The 10,008-nt window shown below is 41.1% G+C and carries 10 protein-coding genes, 1 tRNA gene, 1 rRNA gene, 1 other RNA gene and 2 pseudogenes; 14 read left to right on the top strand and 1 reads right to left on the bottom strand.

Translation table 11 applies throughout. From position 1 onward, the window contains the following. Positions 1–10: 10 nt before the first annotated feature. Positions 11–126 (top strand): 5S ribosomal RNA (gene rrf / locus QM956_RS06035). 5 nt (positions 127–131) lie between these two features. Then, a tRNA-Asn gene (locus QM956_RS06030) sits at positions 132–205 on the top strand. A 55-nt stretch (positions 206–260) separates the two neighbouring features. On the opposite strand, the pseudogene QM956_RS06025 reads toward QM956_RS06030, so the two are convergent. Next, positions 261–416, bottom strand: a pseudogene (locus QM956_RS06025) (ISL3 family transposase); the annotation flags it as partial. A gap of 445 nt (positions 417–861) precedes the next feature. On the opposite strand from QM956_RS06025, the gene comW reads away from it, so the two are divergent. The 12 genes and pseudogenes from comW to QM956_RS05965 form a co-directional block, all read left to right on the top strand. Beyond that, positions 862–1,098: a sigma(X)-activator ComW gene (gene comW / locus QM956_RS06020; protein ID WP_261020494.1), complete on the top strand. Its 237-nt coding sequence runs from the start codon at positions 862–864 to the stop codon at positions 1,096–1,098. Between the two features lie 230 nt (positions 1,099–1,328). Then, positions 1,329–2,615, top strand: coding sequence for an adenylosuccinate synthase (locus QM956_RS06015; protein WP_001832534.1), 1,287 nt, complete (start codon positions 1,329–1,331; stop codon positions 2,613–2,615). Positions 2,616–2,814: 199 nt separating this feature from the next. After that, the gene (gene tadA / locus QM956_RS06010) at positions 2,815–3,282 is read left to right on the top strand and encodes a tRNA adenosine(34) deaminase TadA (RefSeq protein WP_173253439.1); all 468 of its coding nucleotides are present in this window, start codon (positions 2,815–2,817) and stop codon (positions 3,280–3,282) included. A gap of 32 nt (positions 3,283–3,314) precedes the next feature. Beyond that, positions 3,315–3,412, top strand: an RNA gene (gene ffs, locus QM956_RS06005) — signal recognition particle sRNA small type. Positions 3,413–3,468: 56 nt separating this feature from the next. Beyond that, positions 3,469–3,912 carry a dUTP diphosphatase gene (locus tag QM956_RS06000; protein ID WP_261020497.1) on the top strand — a complete coding sequence of 148 codons (444 nt, stop codon included), beginning with the start codon at positions 3,469–3,471 and terminating at the stop codon, positions 3,910–3,912. Further along, the gene (locus QM956_RS05995; protein ID WP_261020493.1) at positions 3,863–4,429 is read left to right on the top strand and encodes a histidine phosphatase family protein; all 567 of its coding nucleotides are present in this window, start codon (positions 3,863–3,865) and stop codon (positions 4,427–4,429) included. The genes QM956_RS06000 and QM956_RS05995 overlap by 50 nt, the downstream gene beginning before the upstream one ends. Positions 4,430–4,442: 13 nt before the next feature. Beyond that, positions 4,443–5,804, top strand: coding sequence for a DNA repair protein RadA (radA, locus tag QM956_RS05990; RefSeq protein WP_261020496.1), 1,362 nt, complete (start codon positions 4,443–4,445; stop codon positions 5,802–5,804). Between the two features lie 72 nt (positions 5,805–5,876). Further along, positions 5,877–6,374: a beta-class carbonic anhydrase gene (locus QM956_RS05985; RefSeq protein ID WP_261020492.1), complete on the top strand. Its 498-nt coding sequence runs from the start codon at positions 5,877–5,879 to the stop codon at positions 6,372–6,374. 24 nt (positions 6,375–6,398) lie between these two features. Continuing rightward, on the top strand, positions 6,399–7,214 hold the full coding sequence (locus tag QM956_RS05980) for a PrsW family intramembrane metalloprotease (RefSeq protein ID WP_261020491.1): 816 nt from the start codon (positions 6,399–6,401) through the stop codon (positions 7,212–7,214). Positions 7,215–7,359: 145 nt separating this feature from the next. Next, the gene (locus QM956_RS05975; protein WP_033682853.1) at positions 7,360–8,328 is read left to right on the top strand and encodes a ribose-phosphate diphosphokinase; all 969 of its coding nucleotides are present in this window, start codon (positions 7,360–7,362) and stop codon (positions 8,326–8,328) included. 224 nt (positions 8,329–8,552) lie between these two features. Next, positions 8,553–9,464 (top strand): Rpn family recombination-promoting nuclease/putative transposase, encoded by a 912-nt coding sequence (locus QM956_RS05970; RefSeq protein WP_261020489.1) that lies wholly within the window; start codon positions 8,553–8,555, stop codon positions 9,462–9,464. Between the two features lie 14 nt (positions 9,465–9,478). Further along, positions 9,479–9,928 (top strand): annotated as a pseudogene (locus QM956_RS05965) (RpnC/YadD family protein); the annotation flags it as partial. Between the last annotated feature and the right edge of the window lie 80 nt (positions 9,929–10,008).

The following is a 10,008-nucleotide window of genomic DNA, read 5'->3' as shown; positions in this document are numbered from 1 at the left end:
TTACTCAGAGTTAAGTGACGATAGCCTAGGAGATACACCTGTACCCATGCCGAACACAGAAGTTAAGCCCTAGAACGCCGGAAGTAGTTGGGGGTTGCCCCCTGTGAGATATGGAAGTCGCTTAGCTTTAATCCGCCATAGCTCAGTTGGTAGTAGCGCATGACTGTTAATCATGATGTCGTAGGTTCGAGTCCTACTGGCGGAGTAGTTAAGAAAAAGAGGTTTAGGCCTCTTTTTTGTTATGTAATTTATAATCTATCTCGTGTCATTAGACTTCCGCAATCAGGACAAGATGGGGCCTCACAATTTAGTTTAGCAATGATTTCTTTGTGGGTATCTATATTAACAACATCCATAATTTGCATATTAGGGTCTTTAATGTCTAGTAGTTTTGTGATAAAATGTAATTGTTCCATATGAATCTTTCTAATGAGTTGTTTGGTCACTTTTCATTATAGATCTTATGGGACTTTTTTTCTACAACAAAATCGGGTCCATAATATCTATAGGGGATTTTCCCACTACAAATATTATAGAGCCTTTTTGCCGAGTAAAGTTTCAGAGCCCTCCGTTTTCGAGTAATGTACCACAGTTTTAAGGAGATCTTTTTAGTACTTTAATCGAGGATAGCGAAGAGGCTAAACGTTGCGGACTGTAAATACGCTCCTTCGAGGGATTCGAATCCTTCCGCTTCCATTATCTTAATTTTTGAAATTTAGGTAGTAGATTTCTCCTTATTCTGTCAACTTTTCCTAATTGTTATCTTTTTGAGGTTGGTATTTGAGCAATTCAGGATTTTATAATAACTGTTTATAATTTTTTGTTAGAATAAGCTTATAAAAAGTAAAGGAGTGTATGCTTATGTTACAAAAAATTTATGAGCAGATGGCGGATTTTTATAGAAATATTGAAGAAGAGTATGGTATGTTCTTCGGGGATCATTTTGACTGGGAACATTTTCATTTTAAATTTTTGATTTATTATTTAGTTCGATATGGCATTGGGTGTCGTAGGGATTTTATCGTTTACCATTATCGTGTTGCTTATCGTTTGTATCTTGAAAAGATGATAATGAATCGGGGTTTTATTTCTTGTTAAGGTAATTTTAGTAAATTTCCGAACAAACTTACTTTTTTATGGCAATATAACAATAAATAGCTGGTAATTTTTCTAAATCATTTTTTAATAGTTGGAAATAGCAAATCTTTCTATTGTTTCTTCTTGATAAAAAGGCAATTTTTTCTTATAATAAATTGTAAGATATAATTGCGGGTGAGATTCCTGCCATGTATGTGAGAAAGGAAGAGCCTGAGGGCTCAGACAAGATTATGACTTCAGTTGTTGTTGTAGGTACCCAATGGGGTGATGAAGGTAAAGGGAAGATTACAGACTTCCTTTCAGCGAATGCAGAAGTGATTGCACGTTACCAAGGTGGTGATAATGCAGGTCACACGATTGTGATCGATGGTAAGAAATTTAAGTTGCACTTGATTCCATCTGGGATTTTCTTCCCTGAAAAAATCTCTGTTATTGGGAACGGTATGGTTGTAAATCCTAAATCTCTTGTGAAAGAATTGAGCTATCTTCATGAGGAGGGTGTTACAACGGATAACTTGCGTATTTCTGATCGTGCGCATGTTATTTTGCCTTATCATATCGAGTTGGATCGTTTGCAGGAAGAAGCTAAAGGTGACAATAAGATTGGTACTACAATCAAGGGAATTGGTCCAGCTTATATGGACAAGGCTGCTCGTGTGGGAATTCGTATTGCAGATCTTTTGGATAAAGACATTTTCCGTGAGCGTTTAGAACGTAACCTTGCTGAAAAGAATCGTCTTTTTGAAAAATTGTATGATAGTAAAGCGATTGCTTTCGATGATATTTTTGAAGAATATTACGAATATGGTCAACAAATCAAGAAATATGTGACCGATACATCTGTTATCTTGAATGATGCGCTTGATAATGGTAAACGTGTGCTTTTTGAAGGTGCACAAGGTGTTATGCTAGATATCGACCAAGGTACTTATCCATTTGTTACGTCTTCAAACCCTGTGGCTGGTGGTGTGACCATTGGTTCAGGTGTTGGTCCAAGTAAGATTGACAAGGTTGTAGGTGTATGTAAAGCCTATACGAGTCGTGTAGGAGACGGTCCTTTCCCAACTGAGTTGTTTGATGAAGTGGGAGAACGTATCCGTGAAGTTGGTCATGAATATGGTACAACAACTGGTCGTCCACGTCGTGTGGGTTGGTTTGACTCAGTTGTGATGCGCCATAGTCGTCGTGTTTCTGGTATTACTAATCTTTCATTGAACTCTATCGATGTTTTGAGTGGTTTAGATACAGTGAAAATCTGTGTGGCCTATGATCTTGATGGTCAACGTATTGACTACTATCCAGCTAGCCTTGAGCAATTGAAACGTTGCAAGCCTATCTATGAAGAGTTGCCAGGTTGGTCAGAAGATATTACCGGAGTTCGTAATTTGGAAGATCTTCCTGAGAATGCGCGTAACTACGTTCGTCGTGTGAGTGAATTGGTTGGCGTTCGTATTTCTACTTTCTCAGTGGGTCCTGGTCGTGAACAAACAAATATTTTAGAAAGTGTTTGGTCCTAAGAGATTTTTAAGATTTGTTTAAGATAGGTCGGGTATACTATAGACAGTTACAAGAAGACCTCCTAACTTGTTGTAACAAATATCCTAAACTTTTCTTTTTCATAATAATCTCCCTATAGAGTCACCGTATTCGGTGGCTTTTTTTGTCTTGGGAATCATGATATAATAATAAAATCGACAAGTAGGAAAAGGGAAATTGATGAATTATACAGTTGAAGAAAAAGAAGTCTTTATGAGAGAGGCATTGAAAGAGGCTGAGATTGCTCTTGAACACGATGAAATTCCAATTGGTTGTGTGATTGTCAAGGACGGAGAAATCATTGGTCGCGGGCATAATGCGCGTGAGGAGTTGCAACGAGCAGTTATGCATGCGGAAATTATGGCCATAGAGAATGCGAACCTGAGTGAGGAGAGCTGGCGCTTGCTGGATTGCACGCTTTTTGTGACTATTGAGCCGTGTGTCATGTGTAGTGGTGCGATTGGACTCGCCCGTATTCCAAACGTGGTCTATGGGGCTAAAAACCAGAAATTTGGCGCTGCTGGGAGTTTGTACGATATCTTGACAGATGAGCGTCTCAACCATCGTGTGGAGGTTGAAACGGGAATTTTGGAAGATGAATGCGCAGCTATTATGCAGGACTTTTTTAGAAATAGACGGAAAAAATAATTTTGCTTTTAAAATGAATAGGAATGTGATATAATAAATAGTGGAGCAACAGTTCTGCGTGAAGCGGGTCAGGGGAGGAATCCAGCAGCCCTAAGCGATTTGAATTGTGTGCTCTTTTTTTCGTGCTTTTTCCGAATAAATAAGATAGAATAATCTAGAATAAATGATAATAGAAAAGAGAAGATGATGAAAATTCGTGGTTTTGAATTGGTTTCTAGTTTTACAGATGAAAATTTATTGCCCAAGCGTGAGACGGCGCATGCGGCTGGTTACGACTTAAAGGTTGCTGTGCGCACAGTTATCGCTCCAGGAGAGATTGTATTGGTTCCGACAGGGGTTAAGGCTTATATGCAGCCGACTGAGGTTCTCTACCTCTATGATCGCTCTTCAAATCCTCGTAAGAAGGGCTTGGTCTTGATTAACTCTGTGGGTGTCATTGATGGGGATTATTATGGAAATCCTGGGAATGAAGGGCATATTTTTGCTCAGATGAAGAATATTACAGATCAAGAAGTTGTTCTTGAAGTAGGGGAACGTGTGGTCCAGGCTGTCTTTGCTCCTTTCTTAATTGTAGATGGAGATGCGGCAGACGGCGTGCGGACTGGTGGATTTGGATCGACAGGGCACTAGGATGAAGATTATCTTTGTACGTCACGGGGAGCCAGATTACCGTGAGTTAGAGGAGCGTTCTTATACGGGATTTGGGATAGATTTGGCACCCTTGTCTGAGAAGGGACGGCAGCAAGCCCATAAATCGAGTACCAATCCTTTACTCTCTTCAGCTGAAATAATCATATCTTCTGCAGTTACAAGAGCTTTAGAAACGGCTTCTTATGTGGTCTGTGCTACGGGACTTCCTTTAAGAGTAGAACCTTTATTACATGAATGGCAGGTTTATGAAAGTGGCACAGATAATTTTGAAAAAGCTCGTACTATGTTTCTAGAAAATAAGGGGGAGTTACTTCCTAATAGTCCTATTCGATATGAGACATCTGCGGAGATGAAGTCTCGGTTTCTAGAATGTATGTCTAAGTATCGAGACTACCAGACCGTGATTGTGGTAACTCACAACATGCTTATGCGCCAGTTTGTGCCAAATGAGAAGATTGATTTTTGCCAAGTGATTGAGTGTGAGTTAGAGATATAGAAAGAGGTTTATCATCGCAAAGAAAAAAGCGACATTTGTATGTCAAAATTGTGGGTATAATTCCCCTAAATATCTGGGACGTTGTCCCAACTGTGGGTCTTGGTCTTCTTTTGTAGAAGAGGTTGAGGTTGCCGAGATCAAGAATGCGCGTGTGTCCTTGACAGGTGAGAAAACCAAGCCCATGAAACTGGCTGAGGTGACTTCAATCAATGTCAATCGAACCAAGACGGAAATGGAGGAATTCAACCGTGTACTTGGAGGCGGAGTGGTACCAGGAAGTCTTGTCCTTATCGGTGGGGATCCTGGAATTGGGAAATCAACCCTTCTCTTACAAGTTTCGACTCAGCTGTCTCAAGTGGGGACAGTTCTCTATGTCAGTGGGGAGGAGTCTGCCCAGCAGATTAAGCTACGAGCAGAGCGCTTGGGAGATATTGATAGCGAGTTTTATCTCTATGCAGAGACCAATATGCAGAGTGTTCGAGCTGAGGTAGAGCGCATCCAGCCAGACTTTCTCATTATTGACTCAATTCAAACCATTATGTCTCCTGAGATTTCAGGGGTGCAGGGATCTGTTTCTCAGGTGCGTGAGGTGACGGCTGAACTTATGCAGCTGGCTAAAACCAATAACATTGCCATCTTTATCGTAGGTCATGTGACCAAGGAAGGAACATTAGCTGGGCCTCGTATGTTGGAGCATATGGTGGATACGGTGCTTTACTTTGAAGGGGAGCGTCACCATACCTTTCGTATCTTGAGGGCGGTCAAAAACCGTTTTGGCTCCACTAATGAGATTGGGATTTTTGAGATGCAGTCGGGCGGTTTGGTTGAGGTCCTCAATCCGAGTCAAGTTTTCTTAGAAGAGCGTTTGGATGGGGCGACTGGTTCCTCCATCGTTGTGACTATGGAAGGGACGCGTCCGATTTTGGCGGAGGTTCAGGCTTTGGTAACACCGACCATGTTTGGAAATGCCAAGCGTACGACGACAGGCCTTGATTTTAACCGTGCTAGCTTGATTATGGCTGTTTTGGAAAAACGGGCAGGTCTTCTCTTACAAAATCAGGATGCTTATCTCAAATCTGCTGGTGGTGTCAAATTGGATGAACCTGCGATTGACTTAGCTGTTGCAGTTGCCATTGCTTCGAGCTACAAGGACAAGCCAACCAATCCTCAGGAATGTTTTGTTGGAGAGTTAGGCTTGACTGGAGAGATTCGGCGCGTTAATCGTATTGAGCAACGTATTAATGAAGCTGCTAAACTTGGGTTTACTAAGATTTATGTACCTAAGAATTCCTTGACAGGAATCACTCCGCCCAAGGAAATTCAGGTCATTGGGGTGACAACGATTCAGGAAGTTTTGAAAAAGGTCTTTGCATAATCCGTGACAAATCCTCTTAAAAATGATAAGATAGGAGAAATATTTGACTATCAAATTTTCAAGGAGGGAATCGTGTCGTATTTTGAACAGTTTATGCAAGCCAATCAGGCTTATGTTGCCCTACATGGGCAGTTAAATCTGCCACTTAAACCCAAAACTAGAGTAGCCATTGTGACCTGTATGGACTCACGTTTGCACGTTGCGCAAGCTCTGGGATTGGCACTTGGGGATGCTCATATCTTGCGGAATGCAGGTGGTCGAGTGACTGAGGACATGATTCGTTCGCTAGTTATTTCCCAGCAACAAATGGGGACAAGAGAGATTGTGGTGTTACACCATACAGACTGTGGTGCTCAGACCTTTGAAAATGGCCCTTTTAAGGAGTATCTGAAAGAGGAACTAGGTGTCGATGTGTCAGACCAGGACTTCTTGCCCTTCCAAGATATAGAGGAGAGTGTACGTGAGGACATGCAACTCCTTATCAAGTCCCCCCTAATACCAGACGATGTTATTATCTCTGGTGCTATTTACGATGTGGATACAGGAAGTATGACAGTCGTAGAATTATAAATACTTCATTTAGAAAGAAAGTGTATGAAGAAAAACAGCAATTTATTTATTTTTATCTTATTGCTATGTATTGGTTTGCAGTATGAAACTATCTACTATACGGATGGTTCGATGTCAGGTGCGGAATATGGTCTAATGGGAGTTTCTATCTTTCTAGCTCTCTTTTACATGATTCCGGCTCTTTATTTCCTTTTCCGTATTGGAAAAAAATGGGAATTGCCAAAGAAGGCCTTGATCTTGTCTTTATTGGGTGGGATGTTCCTTTCAGGCTGGTTGTCTAGCTTTGCTAATACCTATATCCATGATTTACTGGGTGTGCTTTTCCCAGATAGTGCATTTTTAAATGCCTTTGAAAGTGCGATTGTGGCTCCTTTGGTAGAAGAGCCGCTTAAATTATTGCCACTTGCCTTTGTTTTAGCTTTAATTCCTTTGAGAAAATTAAAATCATTGTTTTTACTAGGCATTGCTTCTGGTTTGGGATTCCAAATGATTGAGGATATTGGCTACATTCGTACGGATTTGCCAGAGGGATTTGACTTTACTATTTCGAGAATTTTAGAGCGTATCATCTCAGGAATTGCCTCTCACTGGACTTTTTCAGGTTTGGCGGTAGTAGGTGTTTACTTGCTTTACAGAGCCTATAAAGGACAAAAGGTTGGTAAGAAACAGGGGCTTATTTTCCTAGGTTTAGCCTTGGGAACTCATTTCTTGTTTAACTCTCCTTTTGTGGAGTTGGAGACAGAGTTGCCCTTAGCGATTCCAGTGGTTACGGCTATTACTCTCTATGGTTTTTATCAGGCTTATCGTTTTGTTGAGAAGCACAATGAGTTGATGAACTAGAATATTTTTTAAAAGAATGATGCAAGGGTACAAATATGGTGCCCTTCTTTTATTTTTGATTGAAAAATAGTGCAAAAAGCGCTACAATGGTAGATGGAAAAATCTTGTGAAAAGCACAAGCGATACATATATACCGGAGGAAATCATGTCTTTTTCTGATTTAAAGCTGTTTGCCCTTTCTTCTAATCAAGAATTGGCAAAACGTGTAGCGCAGGAGATTGGGATAGAGTTGGGGAAATCAAGTGTCCGCCAATTTTCAGATGGAGAGATTCAGGTCAACATCGAAGAATCAATCCGTGGGAAACACGTCTTTATCCTACAATCAACTAGCTCGCCTGTAAATGACAATCTGCTTGAAATTTTGATTATGGTAGATGCTTTGAAGCGTGCGAGTGCAGAATCTGTCAATGTTGTCATGCCTTACTATGGGTATGCACGTCAGGATAGAAAGGCGAGAGCGCGTGAGCCAATCACTTCAAAACTTGTCGCAAATATGCTTGAAGTAGCTGGAGTGGATCGTCTATTGACCATCGACTTGCATGCTGCGCAGATTCAAGGGTTCTTTGATATTCCTGTGGATCATTTGATGGGAGCTCCTCTGATTGCGGATTATTTTGAGCGTCGTGGCATGGTTGGTTCTGACTATGTGGTTGTCAGCCCAGACCATGGAGGGGTGACTCGTGCTCGTAAGTTGGCAGAATTTTTGAAAACATCTATTGCTATCATTGACAAACGTCGTAGTGTTGATAAGATGAATACCAGTGAAGTCATGAACATCATCGGTAAGGTCGAAGGCAAGACTTGTATCTTGATTGATGATATGATTGATACTGCTGGAACGATTTGTCATGCGGCAGATGCCCTTGCAGAAGCTGGTGCTGTTGAAGTCTATGCGAGCTGTACGCACCCAGTTCTTTCTGGTCCTGCTATGGACAATATCCAAAAATCAGCTATTAAGAAATTGGTTGTTTTGGATACCATCTATCTCCCAGAAGAGCGTTTGATCGATAAGATTGAACAGATTTCAATCGCTCATCTCCTAGGGGATGCTATTGTACGTATCCATGAAAAACGCCCACTTTCTCCACTTTTCAGTATTGAGAAAAAGATTTAATGACCAAGCCTGAGATGATTCTCAGGTTTTTTTCATCTCTTTTCCGAATAAATAGATAGAGTCAGTGAATCTAGTAAAACTAGATTTAATACTCTTCGAAAATCAAATTCAAACCACGTTAACGTCGCCTTGCCGTACTCAAGTACAGCCTGCGGCTAGTTTCCTAGTTTGCTCTTTGATTTTCATTGAGTATAAGACTGTGGTATAATAAAAGGAGGAAAAGGATGATTCTCAGACATCCGGGCATCAGCCCAACCAATGACTTGGTTGCTAAGAAAATCTTTAGCAATTCAGAAATTACTTGTCAATTTATTCGCGATATGCTGGATTTACCAGCAAAAAATGTGACCATTTTGGAGGGAAGCAATATTCACGTCTTGCCTTCCATACCTTACTCGGCGCAGGATTTCTATACCAGTATAGATGTTTTGGCGGAGTTGGACAATGGCACGCAAGTAATCATTGAAATTCAGGTGCATCATCAGAATTTTTTCATTAATCGTTTGTGGGCTTACCTGTGCAGTCAGGTCAATCAAAATCTCGAAAAAATTCGTCAACGAGAAGGTGATACATATCAGAGTTACAAACACATCGCACCTGTTTATGCTATTGCTATCGTAGATAGTAATTACTTCCAAGATGATTTAGCCTTTCATAGCTTTAGTATGCGCGAGGACACGACAGGTGAGGTTTTAACCATAACCAATAATGGACAAGAAAACCATCTAGTCAAGATGGCGTTCTTGGAACTAAAAAAATACAGAGAAACCAGCAAAGACGAGGTTCGCAAACCGTGGTTGGAGTTTTTTGGGAATAAACCCTTTACCCAAGAACCAGAGCGAGCTATCAGCCAAGCAGACCAACTGCTAGACTACAAAAGCTGGTCCGAGGAGGACAGGAAAATGTTTAGTCAACTACGTATGCGAGAAGAACAAGCCTTGTTAGCACAGGACTATGCCTTGGAACAAGCCGAAGAAAAAGGCTTAGAGCGTGGTATTGAACGTGGTCGAGCTGAGGGAATCAAAGAGGGATTAAAAGTAGGTTTAGTAAATCTAGTTCATCAAGGTCTTCTGACTTCGAAGGTAGCTAGCGAGCAATTAGGTATGACGGTCTCTGAATTTGAGGCACTCTTATAAGACCATCACTAGTAATAGCGTTCTTGGAATTAAAAAAATACAGAGAAACCAGCAAAGATAAGGTTCGCAAACCGTGGTTGGAGTTTTTTGGGAATAAACCCTTTACCCAAGCACCCGAGCGAGCTATCAGTCAAGCAGACCAACTGCTAGACTACAAGAGCTGGTCCGAGGAGGACAGGAAGATGTTTAGTGAACAACGCAGACGCGAAGAACAAGCCTTGTTAGCACAGGACTATGCCTTGGAAACCGCTAGAGCTGAAGGTATTGAACAAGGTTTAGAACGTGGACTTGAACGTGGTCGCGCAGAGGGCATTGAACAGGGACTGGAGCGTGGGAAAGTTGAAGGAAGGGAAGAAGGGAAACTTTTTGCCTTCTTAGACATGGTTCGCCAACATGTTTTAACTTCCGAATTTGCTAGCGAGCAATTAGGCATGACCGTCGCTGAGTTTGAGGACTTGCTATAAGGTCACATTTTAAATAGTAGAAAGTTTATAAAATGGCAAGTTATTATCAAAAAACTTGTCATTTTTGCTTGACATTTGGA

This window comes from Streptococcus mitis (assembly GCF_047460035.1).
Lineage (GTDB): Bacteria > Bacillota > Bacilli > Lactobacillales > Streptococcaceae > Streptococcus > Streptococcus mitis_DW.
The sequence above is the reverse complement of the archived record's forward strand: the minus strand, read 5'-3'. Positions and strand labels throughout refer to the sequence as shown.